The sequence below is a fragment of the Bacillus sp. MUM 13 genome (assembly GCF_001866725.1).
GTDB lineage: Bacteria > Bacillota > Bacilli > Bacillales > DSM-1321 > Peribacillus.
The window spans coordinates 106342-124984 of the sequence record NZ_MLYQ01000038.1 but is presented as its reverse complement, the minus strand read 5'-3'; the positions used below and the strand labels follow the sequence as shown (position 1 = coordinate 124984).

Sequence of the window (18643 nt, the reverse complement as noted above, 5' to 3'; positions counted from 1 at the left end):
AAAATGGGTAATACATTTGAAGGAAACTTAGTAGGTTCAGGATTGAAAGTTGGAATTGTGGTTGGAAGATTCAATGAATTCATTACAGGCAAACTGCTTGGGGGAGCACTGGATGGCTTAAAGCGTCATGGTCTTAATGAAGAGGACATTGATATCGCCTGGGTTCCTGGGGCTTTTGAAATCCCGATGATTGCAAAAAAATTGGTCAATACAAATAGATATGATGCAGTCATTTGTCTTGGTACAGTGATCAGGGGTGCAACTTCCCATTATGACTATGTTTGCAATGAAGCAGCAAAAGGCATTGCTTCTGTTTCCCTTGAAACAGGAGTACCTGTGATATTTGGGGTACTGACTACAGAAAATATTGAACAGGCTATAGAACGCGCCGGTACGAAAGCTGGAAATAAAGGCTACGATTCTGCTGTTTCAGCCATAGAAATGGCAAACTTGCAAAAAATGATAGGTTAAAGAATAAAGAAGAATTGGATAACAGAGGATAACTTTATCCCTTGTTATCCAATTTTTTTATTGTAAAGTTAGCTGAATTATTATAAAATTTACATGATTCTAAAATTTTTAATGGAGGTGAAAGAGATGAATCATTCTATTTTGCGCGAGCAATGGCTGGACTTTATGTATATTTGCCGTGCAATTTTTCATGAGGATTGTAATCAAGGGGGAAGTCTGCCTTTTTTACAACTGAATACATGAAACGGAATGATTAGAAGTCTCTTCACCCTTAACTTATAGAATGGGAAAAAGAGAGCTTTTTGAGAGCTCTCTTTTTTTTTAACTGGCCGCGGGAAGAAGCTGCAAACTTCTTTCCTGCGGTCTTTTTTATGTCCGGAAACTAAAATATGGCTTTGGGGGAACGCCCTGAAGTTCTGTGTTAAGTGCAAATCAGCAGGCAAGTTTGGCAGAGCCTGAAATAAAGAAGAGAAAGGGAGTCATAAACATGATTCTTTGCGGAATGAATCAGGTCAGCAAAATGTACGGAGGCAGCATGGTCTTTGAAAATTTATCACTGGAGATAAAAGAAAAAGAGAGAATCGGTCTGGTCGGTAGAAACGGAGGCGGCAAGACAACGATTTTAAAATTATTAGCCGGTGCAGAAACGCCTGACTCCGGTTCTATATTTGTGAAAAAGGGATTGAAAATCGGGTATTTGTCTCAGCTCCCATCCTTCCCCGAAAATACGCAGGGCAGGGATGTTTTAATGTCTGCCTTTGATGAGGCCATTTCAATTTATGAAAAAATGAGTGAGTATGAGGAATCCATGGCATCTGAAATCGATGAGTCTGCTTTATCACGTAAGCTGGAGGAATATGGCTTCCTCCAGGAACGATTTTCACTTCTTGACGGGTACAGCATGGAGGCCCAAATATCAAGGATTGCGAATGGACTTGGCATAGAGAGCTTACTGAATTCCCCCTTTTTATCACTCAGCGGAGGGGAGCAGACCAAAATATGCTTAGGGCTCATTTTGCTTCAAAAGCCGGATTTATTGCTGCTTGATGAGCCGACCAATCACCTGGATATTTACGCAGCAGAATGGCTTGAGCGATTTATCCGGGAGTATGATGGGGCAGTGGCTGTTGTTTCCCATGATCGTTACTTCCTTGATGAAACAGCAACGAAAATCATTGACCTAGAAGACGGAGAAGCAACTGTATATCATCAGAATTACTCAGGTTTTGTCATTGAAAAAGAAAAGAGGCTGCTTGAGGAATTTCAGGCTTATCAGGAGCAGCAAAAAAAAATCAAGAAAATGAAGGATGCAATCAAGAGATTGAGAGAATGGGCCAATCAGGCGAATCCTCCTAATGAAGGTTTGCATAAAAGAGCAAGAAATATGGAAAGAGCTCTTGAGAGGATCGAAAAGCTGAAGCGCCCAATTATTGAAAGAAAAAAAATGGGACTGCAGTTCGAGACGGCTGGAAGAAGCGGAAAAGATGTGATGGCTGTGAAAAATGCAGCTAAAGCATATGGAAACAAGATGCTGTTTAAGGATGCAAACCTGCAGCTTCAATATCAGGACCGCGCTAGCATTGTAGGAAGAAATGGTACCGGGAAGTCCACTTTGCTCAAGATGCTGCTTGGAGATGTTCACCCGGACAAAGGTGAAATTCGCATTGGAAGCAATGTCAAGATAGGCTACCTTTCGCAGCATCTGTATAACTCAAATGGAAACGAAACTGTTATTGAGGCCTTCCGGCAAGAAGCAATGGTTGATGAGGGGCAGGCAAGGCGTATTCTGGCAGGTTTTTTATTTTACGGAGCAGCGGTTTTCCGCAAGGTTGGACAGCTGAGCGGCGGCGAAAGAATGCGGCTTCGCCTGGCTCAGCTCATGCATCAGGATATTAACTTCTTGATACTGGATGAACCTACAAACCACCTTGACATTGATTCCCGGGAAGTGCTTGAGGATGCGCTTGAGGATTTTTGCGGTACAATCCTTGCAGTGTCACATGACCGGTATTTGCTGGATAAACTGTTTGATAAAACCTACTGGATGGAAAATGAAAGCCTGCATGCCTTTGCCGGGAACTATAGCTGGGCAAGAAAAAAACTGGATGAATGGAGCAGGAAGAACTTCAGTGAATTCGTTCAAGAAGATGTGCGGCCAGCAAGAAAAAGAGAAAAAGAAAAAAAGGAAGAAACTAAAAAAGATATGGAAAAGATAGAAGCTGAAATGGAAAAAGCAGAGCTTCAGGCAAGGCAGCTGGCGGGAGAAATGGAAAATGAAACAGATTTGCAGGAGCTGCAGAAATTGCACGAGCGCCTGATGCAGGCAGAGCAGAAGATAGAGGAGCTTTACACCGAGTTAGATGGTTTATAATTCAGCAGTCAGCTTTATCACGCATTTACTGACTTTATCGTTTGCTGAGGATAATAGACCTGAAAAACTATAATTGAGCTTATAAAAAAGAGACTGTTCCGGGTCAATGACTAATGGCTCGGTTAACAGTCTCTTTATTCGGCAGCAATTAAGCAGCCGTTTTTGTCCTTCTGATTTTGCTTCGGGATAATACGGTTTTATCTAAGCGATAAGACATGACTCCAGCCAAAACAGCTAAGATGATATCCTTCGGAAGAGGAACGGCCATCCACGCCCAAGCCATTTTATATGTGAATCCTTCCGGAGCACTTGCCCAAAGTTTATAGGCATAATACATCCAGTTTGTGCCGATGACATAATTGATGATCATCCCTGCAAGAGCACCAATAATGAATGCAGGGAGTGTCCGGCTTTTTTCTGAGATTTTCCCTGCTGCATAAGCTGTTAGTATGTATGAAAGAATAAAACCGAAAGTAGGGCTGACCATAGTTGAAACTCCGCCGCTAAATTTAGCAAATACAGGCACGCCAACAAGTCCAACCAGTGCATAAGCCATCATGGTAAAAGCTCCGAGTCGGCTGCCTAAAATGGTTCCTGCTAAAATAGCGAAAAAAGTCTGCAGGGTAATCGGAACACCGCCGACAACCATGAAAGGAATGAGTGAGGTGATGTTTGCACCGATCATCATTAAAGCGATGAACATGCCCCCGAGTGTTAAATCAAACGCAGTAAACTTCCTTTTCATTTGAATTCCTCCGTTAAAGTAATAGTGTTATATATAGAGGATAAAGGTTTTTTTGGCTTAATGTCAACTTGTTTTTTATTCGGGTTAACATATTTCATCATCCTGCTAGTCTTAATGATTGTGGAGGAAGAATTCTTGGCTGAGAATCACTGAACTAAGTCAAAGGAAACAGACTAATAAAGCCTATTTACTTCACTAAGAATACTTGTTATCATATTAAGTGATAATGATTATCAATATTAATCTGGGGGTAAACCATGTTTAACAAAAAGAAAAGCCTGTTTACAATGATTTTGCTGGTTGCATTTGCAGCTGTGCTCAGCGCCTGCAGCAATGGATCTGATAAACAGGAACCTAAAGAAAGTAAAAAATCAGGGATGATTACATATAAAGCAGAGAATGGAGTTATTAAAATACCAAAGCACCCAAAAAGGGTTGTACTGGTGGCAGACAGTTATTATGGTGATTTCCTGACTCTTGGCATCAAGCCTGTTGGTGCACCTGACAATGTATTTAACAATCCATTCTATAAAGGTAAAACAAAGGGAGTCGCCAATCTTGGCGATGGCACTTCTATCGAAAAAATTCTTGCACTGAATCCAGATTTAATTATTGCCTGGACTACTTATCCGGCTATCGATAAGCTTGAAAAAATCGCTCCAACAGTGGCGATTGATTATTCAAAATTGAATTCAAAGGATCAGCTTAAGGAATTCGGAAAAATGACCGGTACTGAAAAGAAAGCGGACAAGTGGCTTTCTGATTGGGACAAGAAAATTGCAGAATACAAGCCGCAGGTCCAAAAGGCGGTCGGAAACAAAACCGTTGCCTTGATTCAGCCTACTGCTAAGGAAATCAATGCTTTTGGCGCCACCTTTGGCCGGGGCGGGGAAATTATCTATACTGAATTCGGCTTAAAAGCTCCTGCAGCAATCCAAAGAGATGCCATTGACTCTAAAACCGGCTATGCTCAATATTCTCTTGAAAAAATACCGGAAATAGCAGGAGACTACATTTTTACAAGTCCATGGTCTGTAGATGATAATGGCAGCAAAACTTATAAAAGCAAGGTATGGAAGGACCTGGACGCTGTCAAAAATGACAGGGTGTTCGAAATTGATCCAATAGGGTTTTACTTCAATGATCCTATTTCGCAGGAAGGCCAGTTAAAATTCATTACTGATAAATTAATCAATCATAAGTAAAAAAACAAAGTTTACGAAAACAGCTATTCTAAAAGAAACCATGTTTAAATAACAAATCGGGACCCGGTTATTGCCGGGCCATTTTCAGGAAATACACCAAATGAAAATCTGAGGCGAAGTAAATGAATGAAGAATTGGAAAGTATAGAAAAACCTAATGAAAAACTGCATACAAGGCCATGGGCAGCGACGCTTATCCTGACAGCAGGCATGCTTGCCCTGCTGTTCGGAGTCGCCTTTTCCATCTCGGTCGGAGCCGCGGACATTGACCTTAAAACCGTATGGTCCGCCATTTTCAGCTACAACCCTGATATGCCTAAGCACACTATAATCAGGGAACTCCGTCTGCCAAGGTCATTGGCGGATGTTATAGTTGGTGCTGCTTTTGCAGTAAGCGGGGCCATCATGCAGGGCATGACAAGGAATCCGCTGGCGGATTCCGGGCTGATGGGGCTTAATGCCGGGGCTGTATTAATGGTCGCTATATGCTTTGCCTTTTTTCCTGGACTATCCTATAACTCTCTAATTCTTTTTTCCTTTCTGGGTGCGGCGCTTGCAGCCATTCTTGTCTACGGGACAGGATCACTGGCCAAAGGCGGCCTTTCACCGATGAGGCTGGTTTTGGCAGGAGCTTCTGTTACTGCACTTATGACGGCAATGAGCGAGGGGATTGCTATCCATTTTAAGCTTAGCCAGGATCTTGCTTTCTGGTTTGCGGGAGGAGCAGCAGGCGTGAAGTGGGAGCAGCTGAGAATCATGTTCCCCTGGTTTGTTATCGCGCTTCTTTTTGCACTCATGCTTTCACGATCTATCACTCTTTTGAGTCTTGGGGAAGATGTAGCTAAAGGTCTTGGCCAGAGAACTGGGCTTGTAAAGCTTGCCTGTTCCCTCGTCATTCTCATTCTGGCTGGTACTGCTGTTTCTGCGGTAGGGCCAATTGGATTTGTCGGGCTCGTCATTCCGCATTTGACAAGATACCTGGTAGGCGTGGATTACCGCTGGATTATTCCTTGCTCCGGAATACTTGGAGGTTTGCTGATGACTTTTGCTGATATAGGGGCAAGAATGATTAATCCGCCATTTGAAACACCCATCGGAGCTCTATTTGCATTGATCGGTGTGCCTTTCTTTTTGTTTGTTGCACGCAGAGAAGGGAGGTCACTGTGATGGACGAAGCCATTTTTGCCGAAATGGAACGAAGAAAAAGAATAAGAAGATTTACTGTCTTATTTATTCTGACGCTCGCCATTTTGGTGATTTTTTTTATTAGTATGGACACGGGTTATACAAAGCTTAGCCCTTCTGAGGTCGTTAAGACTTTATTTGGAATGGGAGACGAAAAGCAGAGCCTGATTCTTTTCGAGTTCCGGCTTCCGAGGATTATCATTTCTATCCTGATCGGAAGCGGTCTGGCTGTATCCGGCTGTGTGCTGCAGGGAGTGACCCGCAATCCTCTTGCCGATCCGGGTATACTCGGAATAACGGCGGGTGCGGGGTTATTGGTTGTCTTATTTATCTCGTTTTATCCAAACAGCATGGATGCCCCAGTCTTGCTTCTGCCTTTTTTGGCTCTGCTGGGAGGCGGCATGGCTGCAGCGCTGATTTATATGCTGACTTATAAAAAAAACGAAGGCCTGCTGCCTGGCCGGCTGCTGTTAAACGGCATTGGCGTGTCAGCAGGGATTAGTGCATTGATGATCGTCTTAATGCTTAAGCTTAACCCAAGGCAATTTGATTTTCTGGCAGTCTGGCTGGCTGGAAGCATCTGGGGCACAAGCTGGAAGCATGTCCTTACTTTGCTTCCGTGGATTTTACTCTTAATTCCTTATGTAATTTATAAATCCCGCAGCTTGGACGTGCTGGGCTTTGGAGACCAATTGGCTGCCGGACTTGGAATGCCCGTTGAGAGAGAAAGACTGAAGCTCTTGGCTGCTGCAGTCTTTCTGGCAGCGGCAAGTGTTTCTGTGAGCGGCGGAATCGGCTTTATTGGTTTAATCGGTCCTCACATGGCTAAGAGGCTTATCGGTACGGGGCATAAATACCTGATCCCGGCATCTGCTCTGACAGGGTCACTGTTATTACTTGCGGCAGACACGATAGGGAGGACTGTGCTCCAGCCCTCTGAAATTCACGCAGGTATTGTTGTGGCCATTATTGGGGCGCCATATTTTCTTTATTTATTATCTAGATCAAAAGCATAAATTCATCAAAAGGAGCTCAAATGAGATGGACAGTAATCGGGAATTATATGATGTAACCATAATTGGCGGCGGGCCTATAGGCTTATTTACGGCATTTTACAGCGGGATGAGAGAATTGAAGACTAAGGTTATTGAATTTTTGCCGCAGCTTGGCGGAAAGGTATCCTATTTTTTTCCTGAAAAGACCATCCGTGATATTGGCGGGATTCCAGGAATAAAAGGGGAAGATTTAATCAAGCAGCTTACTGAACAGGCAGGCACCTTTAAGCCTTCGATTGTTTTGGGACAGCAGATTGCCGGTATGGAAAGGATGAAGGATGGAACGTTTGTATTAAGCAGCACAAATGGAGAAGTGCACCATACAAAGACAATTATCCTTACTACTGGAATGGGGACGCTTAAGACCATCAAGCTAGATGTTAAAGGGGCTTCACAGTATGAAGGCGGCAACCTTCATTATGCAATTAATGATATGCGGGATTTTACGGACAAGGATGTTGTCATTTCCGGAGGGGGAAACTCTGCGGTAGACTGGGCAAATGAACTGGAGAAGGTTGCACGAAAAGTGACCATTGTACACAGGAAAAATGAATTCAGCTGCCACGAAAGCGATGAATCTCTGCTGAAGAATTCTTCTGTTGAAGTTTTAACTCCCTATAGCATTGAAGAGCTTCATGGAAATGGAGAGAAAGCAAGCGGGATAACCATCAAGAATGCAGAAACAGGCGGGCTAAGAACGCTAAGCATGGATGCGTTAATTGTCAGCCATGGCTTCTGCATTGATCTTGGTCCTATCAGAGAGTGGGGTTTGCAAATCGAAGAAGGCCGGATTGTTGTGAATGGAGATATGGAAACCAATATTCCTGGAATATTCGCAGCAGGGGATTCTGTCATACATCCGCATAAGCTCCGATTGATAACGGGGGGGTTCACGGAAGGGCCGCTTGCATTAAACAGTGCGAAAAAATACATGGATCCAGGAGCAGGAGCCATGGCGATGTACTCTACACACCATAAAGAATTCGTCGCAGAATAGAAATGGGTTCATCAGAAAGCGGGGATTTGTTTGATTAAAGCAGAAAAATTGGACATTGGATATGCAGGCAGAATCATTGTCAGCCAATTGAATGTTTTTATTCCTTCCGGGAAAATAACTGCACTGGTCGGTGCAAATGGCTCCGGAAAATCCACAATCTTAAAGACCATGGCCCGTCTTTTGAAACCTGAAAGCGGCTATGTGTATCTAAATGGAAAATCCATTGCAGAGCAAAAAACAAAGGAAGTGGCCAAACAGCTGGCGATTCTCCCTCAAAATCCGGCAGCTCCAGAAGGAATAACGGTTCTGGAACTGGTCTCTTACGGACGGTTTCCGCACCAAAAAGGCTTGGGGTCGTTGAATAAAGAAGATCACAAAGTGATTCTGCAAGCTCTTGAAATGACCGGCATGAAGGAATTTGCATCCCGCCCTGTTGATCAGCTTTCTGGAGGGCAAAGGCAGCGGGCATGGATTGCGATGGCTTTGGCCCAGGAAACAGATATATTATTCCTGGATGAGCCCACGACTTTCTTAGATATGGGGCATCAGATCGAGGTACTGAACCTGCTCCAGATGCTCAATAAAGAAAAGCAGAGAACGATAGTGATGGTGGTGCATGATTTAAATCACGCAAGCCGTTATGCCGAGCACATGATAGCAATAAAGAAAGGCGAGGTAATAAAAAGCGGTACACCCTCCGAGGTCATGGCAGCGGATATTATAGAAAATGTATTCGGGGTAAAAAGTGACATCATTTTGGATCCGAGAAGCGGCCAGCCGCTTTGCCTGCCTTATGAACGGATTTAAAGACATGAAAGGTTTCATTTCAATTAGGGAATGAGCCTTTTTTATTTGAAGCCAATACTGATGTTAGCTGATGATTGGAGCGGGGGGCTATTTGTCCGGTGAATTATTCTTCAGTGTTCATTTCTCCCTAGAAATTGTCTCCTAATCCCACACCTTAAAATTCCAGTATAAAAATACCTGTAGCGGATAGGTGAGACCCCGCAAACGCAGCTGGGGGGCTCACCGCCCGCCCAGTGGAAAGCGAGTATACTGGAGCGGAAATCAACCCCTGTTCCTTAGCAGGAAAGTTTACGAAAACACCCTGTACTTAAGATATGAATTAAACGATTTTAGTTTTTTTATCCGATTATCATTTAGCTAAGTAGTTCTCTTTATTTTTTATATCTGCATAGGTTCCATTTAAAGCGCTAACGAATGCCGTTTGAACATGACTGCTTTGCACAAATTTATTATTAAAATCAAGGTCTCTGGTGGCACAGGCATCTTCTATTAAAGTGATCGTATAACCTAAATCTTTAGCTGCACGTACTGTTGCGTCAATGCACATATGAGTCATCATTCCACAAATAACTAAGTGATTTACTTTTTTTGTTTGTAATACATTATGTAAATCTGTGCCATTAAAGCTATTTGGAGTTGACTTTGTAATTATTAATTCCCCCTCAAGCGGACTAACTAATGGATGAATGGAAACACCCTCCGTATTAGCAAGGAAGAATGTAGCATCTGCTTTCTTGGCAATATGCTGTATGTGAATAATTTCAGCGTTAATCTCCCTAAACCTTTCTAAGATTTCTTTTGCATTTGATGCAGCTTGAATAGGCTCATGCAACTCAAACTTTCCATTTGGGAAATAATCATTTTGTATATCGATTAATAAAAGTGCTGTATTCATTGATACTCCTCCTCAAAAAAAAATCATTTTAATATATTCTTTCTATCTGAAAGTATTACCTTCTTTTCTTGGATATGTTATTTAGTGCTTGTATAGAAAATGAAGGCAATGGACGCCCCCTGAATTTTTTAAATGGCTGTTCAATGTTCTCGAGTATTTGTTTAGTTTTTTATTGTCCTTTTTATTTGTATAATAGAAGGCGGAAAAATAAAAAGGTGCTTAAAAGGAAAGAATGAATATATCTGTGCTTTAGGAGGCTGCAATATGTATCGGGTGTTAACGCATAATGATCTTGATGGAGTGGGCTGCGGAATTTTAGCTAAATTGGCGTTTGGTGATAGTGTTCAGGTCATTTACAATTCCATATCCGCTTTAAATTATCAAGTAGAAAAATTTATTCAAGAAGGGAATAAAGATGTGCGCCTGCTGATTACCGATTTATCGGTACATGCGGATAACGAAAAAAGAATTACAGAATTTGTGGAATCTGGCGGACATGCCGAGCTGATTGATCACCACCAATCAGCCCAGCATCTTAATGAACATTCATGGGCAGCTGTTACGGTTGTGCAGGAAGACGGAAAACAAACCTCTGCCACTTCGCTTTTATATGAAAAATTCCTGAAGGATAACCTGCTTGAGCGTTCACAAATCCTTGATGAATTTGTGGAGCAGGTCAGGCAGTATGATACATGGGAATGGGAAATGAATGAAAATATTGCCGCCAAGCAGCTTAATGATCTGCTATTCATGATCACGATTGAAGAATTTGAAGAAAAAATTCTAAAAAAGCTTACCAGTGAGAGTGAATTTGTCTTTGATGAAATGGAATGCAAGCTATTGGACGTTGAAGAAAGAAGGGTGCAGCGCTATATTAACAGGAAAAAGCGGGAGGTATACCAGGCAAGCATAGGCGGGAAGTATGCTGGTATCGTTCATGCAGAATCCTATCATTCAGAGCTGGGAAACGAGTTATCAAAGGAATTTCCCCATTTGGATTATATCGCGATCATAATGGTGGGATCTAAAAGGATCAGCCTGCGCACCATTCATGATGAAGTGGATGTATCCGAAGTTGCGGCCAAGTATGATGGAGGCGGACATAGAAAAGCTTCCGGCTGTAATCTGACAGAAGAGGCTTACAAGAAGTATGTAGAAGGAACCTTCTTTTCTGAGCCTCTCAAACGCGATGCTTTTAAAAACCAGTATAATCTAAAAGAATCTGAAAGAGGCAGCTTATATATGGGCAAAAATGATGAGCGCCTGTTTGTATTTTTCACCGAGGGCAAGGGCTGGTCTCTCGAGATCAACCACCAGCACAACAAACAACTCTTTTCGGGGTTTTCCGAGATCGAAAAACATATCAAAAGAAAATATTATGCTTCGCTAACACGGGATGATAAGTACCTGGATTATCTTATGAAAAATTATCAAATGAATACAGGCAAAAATCTCTGATATCATACATAAAAGGCAAGAATCCCTGCATGTTAAGGGTTTCTTGCCTTTTTAGATTTCTTAATTCTGCCCCTCTTAGGTCCCCTGGATGGGACCTAAGAGACGTTGCCGCAGGACGCGCGCCTTTAGTCTTTGATCCTCCAACAAGGCGCTTCCGCTTTTTTGTTAGTCCAGCTTCAGCGCCTAGCCCGCTGTGCAAAAGATGGTTTGTTCACATAAGGCAAAGACCCGCCTTATGTGGACAAACCCCTATTTGCTTAGGCCCCCAGGATGGGGGTCACAAAGACGTTGCCGCAGGACGCGGCGCCTTTAGTCTTTGATCCTCCAACAAGGCGCTTCCGCTTTTTTGTTAGTCCAGCTTCAGCGCCTAGCCCGCTGTGCAAAAGATGGTTTGTTCACATAAGGCAAAGACCCGCCTTATGTGGACAAACCCCTATTTGCTTCGCGAGCTGGACAAGGCGCTTCCGCTTTTTTGTTTACCCGCGGTATACAGGTGTTGTTTCCTTGCTTGCTTTGGCAGCAGCAGGGGAGTTTTTGTGGAATAGGGCGTTGATTTCTCCTCCAATTACCAGTGCAAGGCCGGTAAAATACAGCCAAAGCATCAGTACAATCACTCCTCCGAGGCTTCCGTAAGTAGAAGCATAGTTTCCAAAGTTAGAAACATAAAAAGAGAAGCCGAGAGAAATAATCAGCCATACAAGTGTTGCTGTAATGGCACCAGGGATTACCTGTTTGAACGGGTAGTGCTTATTGGGTGCAAAACGGTATAAAAATGCAAGAACTCCTGCAATGATTGCTACAGAAATGACCCAGCGCAGCACTAAAATCAGAATGGCCAACCCATCAGGAATAGGCACAACTTGCTTAATAAGATCCAGAATGACATTTCCGAATACGGGAAGCACTAACGCTACGATAAAGGCAATAATCAGCCCGAATGTCAGCAATATGGAGATAAGCCTCGCTTTAATGAAGTTTCTTGTTTCTGTGACATCAAAAGCGATATTCATGGAATGCATAAATGCATTCATTCCATTGGAAGCAGACCAGATTGTTCCGAGGATACCAAAAGTCAGCAATCCTCCATTGCGCTCGCTGATGATTTTTAAAATATTATCCTGAAGCACATTGGTCGTTGCAGAGGGGATGAAGTCATTTATGAAGTCGAGTGCCTTTTGAGGCTGTATGGATAAGTACGGCAGAATGGAAAGCAAAAGAATCAGCATCGGAAAAAGTGCAAGCATATAGTAATAAGCCTGTTCAGCTGCCAATCCTGTAGCTCTGTCTTCTTTTACCTCCTTGGAAAGGCTTTTGCCAAAGGATATAAGTTTTTTCATTTTTCGTATCATCTCCCGGTTTTTCAGCTTAGTTTACATTCCTTTTCCCTAAGTTATTGCTGTGTAACCCTCTAGTTTGCTTTTCGAAACAACAGGAATTGATGAAAAAAGCAGATTTGGCTCTAAACAGAGAAAGGGCCTGACCCCGATGGATCAGACCCTTCGCCATTAGCGCAATATGCAATGAGCTTTAGCAGAGACTAGTTTTTAATAGTAAAAGAACTATATGATACGTCTGCCTGTTTTTCGTTCCAATTGACTTCAGAAACGCTTGAAAAACGAGGGCCGGCTTGGACTTTAGCCAGGAAAGCTTCTAGGCTGTTTTCTTTTCCTTCTGCCACAATTTCAACAGATCCATCTTCAGTATTTCTTACCCAGCCTTTTATGCCAAGTTCAAGTGCAGCTGCATGGGTAAAATAGCGAAAACCTACACCCTGGACGTGTCCTCCAACTATGATATGATACTGTTTCATATTTGTCAGCTCCCAAAGAACAGAGTTAAATGATGGTTTTCAGCAAATCCTGTTTGATGCTGTTCCATAAATCAGCATCTGCAGTAAACCTGCTTGTTAAACCTTCGATGAACAGCTGGAAGCCTGCTTCATGTGCCGGATCTTCTTTTGGGGGCACATTGGCACGCAGATTGTTTACAAATTCCTGGACTTCAGGAGCGCGCGGGCCCCATTTTGCTGTTTCGTTTCCATCTTGATCAATTAAGATGATAATAGGAATAGACCGTGCTGTCCCGTTTGTTAAATACTGATCCATCAGCTCCAGATTTTCATCCCTGATAAGGTATCGGTCATCAATGCCTGCCGCCTCTGCTATCCTCATGAAAATCGGCAGGTTTACCATGGCATCTCCGCACCAATCTGCAGTGAGGCTGATGGCACGCAGTTTTTTCTCCTTCAAAGGTGCAAGATTTTGCTTATCTTCATCTGAAAGCTGAAAGCCCATATAGACTCTTTCTAAGCTTTCTTTGTGCTTTTCCATGCTTTCTACATATGTGTCCCGGTTCATAGCTTTTTCAAACCAAGTGTTTAAGTTGCTCATATTATCACTCCTCCTGAATTTTTCAAAACCTTTTTCATATCATAAGCTTTTTAACACAGCAAATGGAAGAGATATGTTTGAAGAATAGGCTGCAGTATAATCAGGAGGAATGAATATGTTTCGAAACTGTTCTAACTTTCATCCTGCATATAATCCGGCAGCTCACTAAGAAACAAACCTTCGCTTAAGAGCTTTACATCCTGATAGATTTGTTCTTTAATGACGGTATTTTCACATTTATAATAATCATCTGTTAATCGTTTAATTTCGCGGCAAAGCAGTTCAATACGGATCATGGCAAGCCCTCCTTTGCAGATCTGTGTAATTTAATGAAAGAGCAAAGGACGGTTAATTATCCGGCGGAAATTATATTTGCAATTACAAAAACTCTGCCAGATTCGCTTTGCACCCCTAAACAATTTATACTATATAAATAAAAGAATGCAAATGATTGTTAACAGGAAAATGGCCATTAAACCAACCCGGTTTTTATTCATATCAATAGGCATGAAGTACAGGTGTGATATGTATATAGTGCTTATCAATCTTATTTTTGAAGATTGTAAAGTTATGATTACATAGTATATCACTATGGCTGATTTGGCGGAAAGGATAAAAAACAGTCATTGCATCCCAAAGTAGTCTGTCTGTATTCAGGGTTTTTAATTATTAATGGATACGGTCTTTTGTTTGTCCATTAATTGAGTGAATATCATCTTAAAAATTGGCTGTTTTCGTAAACTTTGATGCTATGGAACAGGGGGTTGATTTCCGCTACAGGATGCTCTGCTTTCCGCGGGGCGTGCGCTGAGCCTCCCAGGCTTCGTCTGCGGGGTCTCATCTGTCACGCTAATCCCGCTGGAGTCTTCGCACATGCAGCTCCAATCAACCTGCTTTAACAATAGATTTGCCTCGAAAACTTATTAAGTAACAACAATCTTTAAGAAAAGAGCCTAAAAATTTTCAATGTCTTTTATTATGCTTTTTAAGACATCGATAGATTCAACGATATCTTCATCATATTCCAAACTATGATTTACATTAGCGATTAATCTAGGAGTGATATTTGGATTTTCTGCCCCCTTTAAAAATCTTTCCTCACTGTAGTAAGGATCTTTATCACCTATGATAAACAGACCTTTATTTACACTTCCTGCCATCGAACCTAAAACATCTTCCCTTTGTATCAAAGGTGTCAGCCAGATAGCTTTAGCCTTCTTAAATTCTTCTCTTTCTAACACAGAACTCATTGCAATGGTTCCAATTGATTTGCCGATAAGATAAACATTTTCATAAGTTTTCTCCGCCCGGACAGAATCCAAAACAGTATGTACATCCATTTTTATTGCTTCGCTTAATTCATCCATACTAAAGTCAGCATAAAACTCATTGTTGTATTGATACTTAACTTGTAAAACATCAAAAGATTTATTGATGAATACACCTGTTGAGTAATGGAGGATAGGAGCCTGAACCGTATATCCTGCTCCTGGCAGCAAAATCGCCAGTTTCTCAGAATCTTCACTTTTACTTAGCATAGTAAAAGGAATGTTCATCCCTTTGTATCCTTGAATTGTATTTGTTTTTACATGTAACATACTATTTCCTCCCTCTATTCTTTATTAAATATTACCATAAATTACAAGAAAAACGGGAAGGTGTATTTTTCATTGGCTTTGTCAAAATACATAAAAAGGAACAATTTTTATAAAAGGCTGTTTTCGTAAACTTTGTTGCTACCTAAACAAGGGGTTGATTTCCGCTTCAGGATGCTCGCTTTCCGCTAATCCCACAGGAGTCTCGCACCTTAACCTGGTTTAACAACATGATCGCTTCACAGAACGAGCCTTATAAAAAGAGTCTATTGATAGCAACTATAGATATGTTTGAATGGATGAGTTGAACTAATTGAAAAACGGAGTGCGGTTAAGCGGGCAGGAAGGAAAGCAGACGGTACCTCCTGCATGGGAATCAGGACCCTATAAAAAAACAAAGGGACTATGGCATGGTCTGCAGATAGTCCCTTTGAAAATACTAATCTTTTATTTTGCTTTTTGTAATTTGTGAATGACAGAAAGAGACCGTCCAGTTCCAATCGCAACAGATTCAAGAGGGTTGGCTGCCAGGTGAACCGGAACTACTATTTCGGTGCTGAGCCATTCCTGGATGCTGTTTAATAGGGCACCTCCGCCGGTAAGTACAACTCCCTGGTCAACGATGTCTCCGCTTAGTTCAGGCGGGCAATCTTCAAGAGTGGCCCGTATAGCTTCTAAGATATGAAGCAGGGATTCTTTAATGGCTTCCTGAATTTCTTCAGAGTGAAGGGTAACGGTCTGAGGAAGGCCTGTCACAAGATCACGGCCTCTTACTTCCATTGAAACTCCTTCGTGTTTGACAAGCGCATGGCCGATTTCTATTTTAATTCTTTCAGCTGTTCTTTCGCCAATCAGCAGGTTGTATTTCTTTCTGACATATTGAACAATGTCTTCATCCAGCTGGTCTCCGCCGATTCTGATAGAATGGCAGGAAACTACACCGCCAAACGAGATGATGGCAACTTCGGTTGTTCCTCCGCCGATATCGACAACAACATTCGCTATTGGCTCTTCTACAGGAAGATCTGCACCGATTGCCGCTGCTACAGGTTCTTCAATTAAATGAACCTGCTTTGCCCCGCAGCTTCTCACAGCATCCTGAATTGCTTTTCTCTCTACAGATGTGGAGCCTGATGGAGTGCATACCACTACATTCGGTTTTCTTAATGTCAAACCGAGCTTCTTGCCCGCTTTTTTCATAATTTGTTTAAGCATTTGCGTTGTAATATCGAAATCAGCAATCACTCCATCCTTTAGTGGACGGATCGCAACGATATTTCCGGGAGTTTTGCCGATCATATTTTTCGCGTCTGTACCGACAGCCAATACGGTTTTTGTATCTAAATCTATCGCAACAACAGAAGGTTCATTTAACACAATCCCTTTATTTTTGCTGTAAACCAATGTATTGGCGGTACCTAAATCAATTCCAATTTCAGTGTTTGATAACATCTAGTCACCCCTTAGTAAGAGTTTGACCCCCATATAAGCATTCTACATAAAAGTGTCGATTTATGGGGGTATGACTAAACGGTAATTTTTACCTCAATATTAAGAAAGAGGTAAAAAGGGGGCGGCAGAACCTAGTTTAGCCTGCACTGGAGGAAATTAACTATAAAGCTGATGCATATGCATCAGCTTTTAGGGAATATCTGCTAGGCTTATTGGACGGCTTTTTCCTTTTCGAATCGTTTAAACATCACAAAATAAACAAGGGCGCTGATGATGGCAAGCAGACACAGAATCAGGTATGTCCAGTTATAGCCAAACCAGTCTGTCATTGGGATGGAGAGGGGGGCGAGCATCCTGCCAATGGTGAAGCGAAGACTGGCTGCTGCGAAATATTGTCCGCGCATGCTTTCCGGAGCCAATTCTGAAATGAAGCTCTGCTGTATACCTGCTGTCATTAACTCGCCGAACGTAAAGATCATCATGGCAAATATGAGCCCCCAAATCCAGTCGGTCCTTCCGAACATCAGTATGGATGCTGCATATACAATCGATGAGGTCATAAAGACATTTCTTTCCCTATATGCTGACATCCATTTTGTTATGACAATGGTTAAAAGAGCAACCAAAAAGCCGTTTTCTGCAATCAACAGTCCAAATGCCTGCTCTCCTTTAATGGTAAAGGTATAATTGCCAAGTGAGAATAAAGGCTGTGTGGCGACAGTTTCTTTAACATAAACAGGGAACAAAAGATCGAGCTGCATGAACGTCTGGCCAACAAGTATGCCCGCAATAATAAATAGCAGGAATGTTTTATCCCGGACAATCACGTTATAGTCCTTAAATTGATTGCCAATTATCCATATCCAGCTTGTTTTACCTTCAGCAGAGCTATTTTCCCTTTTGAATGGGGGAGCGGTTTCTTCAATCCATCTTTTTAAAACAAGCCCTAGGGCAATATTTAGTATTCCTGCACAAAAAAGCAGCTCAAAGCGATGGTCAGCATAAAAAATGCCTCCTAAAATAGGGCCTATGACCACGGCAATATTAATGGATGTATAAAAGATAGCAAACACGCTGCTGCGGTCTTTTTCGTGTACAACGTCTGCCACCATCGCTTGGCTTGCCGGCCAGTAAAAAGAGCCGAAAATGCTGACAACCGTGAAGCTGATAAAGCCCAGCACAGGAGATTCGAGCCATGGTGAGCTGGCAAATGCAAAAACCAGAAATGCGGCTCCTTGTCCCACAGCGGAATAGACCATCATTTTCTTTCTGCCGAATTTATCCGCGTAATATCCTCCAAGCAAATTCGCCGCTACAGAAAAGAATTGTGAAAAAATCAGCAGAAGGCCTGCAGCTGTTTTTCCGAAAGAATCTGTAAAATAAATCGCCAGGAAGGGAAAGAACATCCAAAACGTAACATTTACCAGAAATTCTCCGCTTAAGCGGATTTTTAAATTTTTATCCCAATCTTTTAATCTCATAGCCATATATTTTTCTCGCTTTCTAGTAATAACCCATTTCATGATAACGTCTGGCAGAGTGGAAATACAAGATAATTCTCAAATTACTTCCAATTCAATATGTTTGACTCAAGATGGAAAAAGCATAATTTGACACTGCTCAAGAATATTTTAAATATTATGATATGATAAAGAGGTAATTTTTTACATATTTTACTGCATAGAAGGAGATGGCTATATGTCAGAAATCAAAAAAACTAATTCAAAGGCTATCGCGTCTTTGGTACTTGGAATTCTTTCGCTCATCATCCCATTTTTAGGGATACTGCTGGGCATTATTGGGCTTATCATTTCATTTCCGAGTTTAAAAGAAATAAAAAATACCGGAGAAGGCGGCCGGGGAATGGCAATCGCAGGACGTGTCTGCAGCATCATCGGAATCATACTGGGCATCCTGAGCATTGTCCTCATTATCATTGCGATCGCAGCATTCGGATCTGATACCTCCACTGACGTCTCCACTTTTTAATGGGGGTCAGACCCCATTTCCCGTTATTT

General features: G+C 42.0%; 19 protein-coding genes. 10 read left to right on the top strand and 9 right to left on the bottom strand.

Features of this window, described 5'->3' with window-relative positions; all coding sequences use genetic code 11:
- Positions 1–3: 3 nt before the first annotated feature.
- The 3 genes from ribH (at position 4) to abc-f (ending at position 2842) form a co-directional block, all read left to right on the top strand.
- Positions 4–471 carry a 6,7-dimethyl-8-ribityllumazine synthase gene (gene ribH / locus BIV59_RS11660; protein WP_071351652.1) on the top strand — a complete coding sequence of 156 codons (468 nt, stop codon included), beginning with the start codon at positions 4–6 and terminating at the stop codon, positions 469–471.
- A gap of 93 nt (positions 472–564) precedes the next feature.
- On the top strand, positions 565–714 hold the full coding sequence (locus BIV59_RS24415) for an RAxF-45 family protein (RefSeq protein WP_481747428.1): 150 nt from the start codon (positions 565–567) through the stop codon (positions 712–714).
- A 244-nt stretch (positions 715–958) separates the two neighbouring features.
- Positions 959–2842: a ribosomal protection-like ABC-F family protein gene (abc-f, locus tag BIV59_RS11655; RefSeq protein WP_071351683.1), complete on the top strand. Its 1884-nt coding sequence runs from the start codon at positions 959–961 to the stop codon at positions 2840–2842.
- A 148-nt stretch (positions 2843–2990) separates the two neighbouring features.
- Here the strand turns inward: abc-f and BIV59_RS11650 are convergent, their stop codons facing one another.
- On the bottom strand, positions 2991–3587 hold the full coding sequence (locus BIV59_RS11650; RefSeq protein ID WP_071351651.1) for a biotin transporter BioY: 597 nt from the start codon (positions 3585–3587) through the stop codon (positions 2991–2993).
- A gap of 257 nt (positions 3588–3844) precedes the next feature.
- Between BIV59_RS11650 and BIV59_RS11645 the strand changes: the two genes are divergently transcribed.
- The 5 genes from BIV59_RS11645 to BIV59_RS11625 all read left to right on the top strand — a co-directional run bounded on the left by BIV59_RS11645 (position 3845) and on the right by BIV59_RS11625 (position 8835).
- Positions 3845–4792 carry an iron-hydroxamate ABC transporter substrate-binding protein gene (locus tag BIV59_RS11645; RefSeq protein WP_071351650.1) on the top strand — a complete coding sequence of 316 codons (948 nt, stop codon included), beginning with the start codon at positions 3845–3847 and terminating at the stop codon, positions 4790–4792.
- Positions 4793–4914: 122 nt separating this feature from the next.
- Positions 4915–5958, top strand: coding sequence for a FecCD family ABC transporter permease (locus tag BIV59_RS11640; RefSeq protein ID WP_071351649.1), 1044 nt, complete (start codon positions 4915–4917; stop codon positions 5956–5958).
- Positions 5958–6992 (top strand): FecCD family ABC transporter permease, encoded by a 1035-nt coding sequence (locus tag BIV59_RS11635; RefSeq protein ID WP_071351648.1) that lies wholly within the window; start codon positions 5958–5960, stop codon positions 6990–6992. The genes BIV59_RS11640 and BIV59_RS11635 overlap by 1 nt, the downstream gene beginning before the upstream one ends.
- 25 nt (positions 6993–7017) lie before the next feature.
- Entirely contained in the window at positions 7018–8028 is a 1011-nt protein-coding gene (locus BIV59_RS11630; RefSeq protein WP_071351647.1) for an NAD(P)/FAD-dependent oxidoreductase, read from the top strand.
- A gap of 24 nt (positions 8029–8052) precedes the next feature.
- On the top strand, positions 8053–8835 hold the full coding sequence (locus BIV59_RS11625) for an ABC transporter ATP-binding protein (RefSeq protein WP_071351646.1): 783 nt from the start codon (positions 8053–8055) through the stop codon (positions 8833–8835).
- Between the two features lie 349 nt (positions 8836–9184).
- On the opposite strand, the gene BIV59_RS11620 is transcribed toward BIV59_RS11625, so the two are convergent.
- A complete protein-coding gene (locus tag BIV59_RS11620) occupies positions 9185–9730 on the bottom strand; it encodes a cysteine hydrolase family protein (protein ID WP_071351645.1) in 546 nt (181 codons plus the stop codon).
- A gap of 264 nt (positions 9731–9994) precedes the next feature.
- Between BIV59_RS11620 and BIV59_RS11615 the strand changes: the two genes are divergently transcribed.
- Entirely contained in the window at positions 9995–11188 is a 1194-nt protein-coding gene (locus tag BIV59_RS11615; RefSeq protein WP_071351644.1) for a DHH family phosphoesterase, read from the top strand.
- A 476-nt stretch (positions 11189–11664) separates the two neighbouring features.
- On the opposite strand, the gene BIV59_RS11605 is transcribed toward BIV59_RS11615, so the two are convergent.
- The 7 genes from BIV59_RS11605 to BIV59_RS11580 all read right to left on the bottom strand — a co-directional run bounded on the left by BIV59_RS11605 (position 11665) and on the right by BIV59_RS11580 (position 18106).
- On the bottom strand, positions 11665–12525 hold the full coding sequence (locus tag BIV59_RS11605; RefSeq protein WP_071351642.1) for a YihY/virulence factor BrkB family protein: 861 nt from the start codon (positions 12523–12525) through the stop codon (positions 11665–11667).
- 200 nt (positions 12526–12725) lie between these two features.
- Complete coding sequence (locus BIV59_RS11600; protein ID WP_071351641.1) at positions 12726–12998, bottom strand: acylphosphatase; 273 nt, start codon at positions 12996–12998, stop codon at positions 12726–12728.
- A gap of 25 nt (positions 12999–13023) precedes the next feature.
- Entirely contained in the window at positions 13024–13578 is a 555-nt protein-coding gene (locus BIV59_RS11595) for a thioredoxin family protein (RefSeq protein WP_071351640.1), read from the bottom strand.
- A gap of 131 nt (positions 13579–13709) precedes the next feature.
- On the bottom strand, positions 13710–13874 hold the full coding sequence (locus tag BIV59_RS23650; protein ID WP_170846139.1) for a hypothetical protein: 165 nt from the start codon (positions 13872–13874) through the stop codon (positions 13710–13712).
- Positions 13875–14531: 657 nt separating this feature from the next.
- Complete coding sequence (locus tag BIV59_RS11590) at positions 14532–15176, bottom strand: alpha/beta hydrolase (RefSeq protein WP_071351639.1); 645 nt, start codon at positions 15174–15176, stop codon at positions 14532–14534.
- Between the two features lie 444 nt (positions 15177–15620).
- Positions 15621–16625, bottom strand: a complete 1005-nt coding sequence (gene mreBH / locus BIV59_RS11585; protein WP_071351638.1) for a rod-share determining protein MreBH — start codon at positions 16623–16625, stop codon at positions 15621–15623.
- A 209-nt stretch (positions 16626–16834) separates the two neighbouring features.
- A complete protein-coding gene (locus BIV59_RS11580; RefSeq protein WP_071351682.1) occupies positions 16835–18106 on the bottom strand; it encodes an MDR family MFS transporter in 1272 nt (423 codons plus the stop codon).
- A gap of 217 nt (positions 18107–18323) precedes the next feature.
- Here BIV59_RS11580 and BIV59_RS11575 point away from each other — a divergent pair, with 217 nt between their 5' ends.
- Positions 18324–18614, top strand: coding sequence for a DUF4190 domain-containing protein (locus BIV59_RS11575; RefSeq protein WP_071351637.1), 291 nt, complete (start codon positions 18324–18326; stop codon positions 18612–18614).
- The last annotated feature ends 29 nt before the right edge of the window (positions 18615–18643 follow it).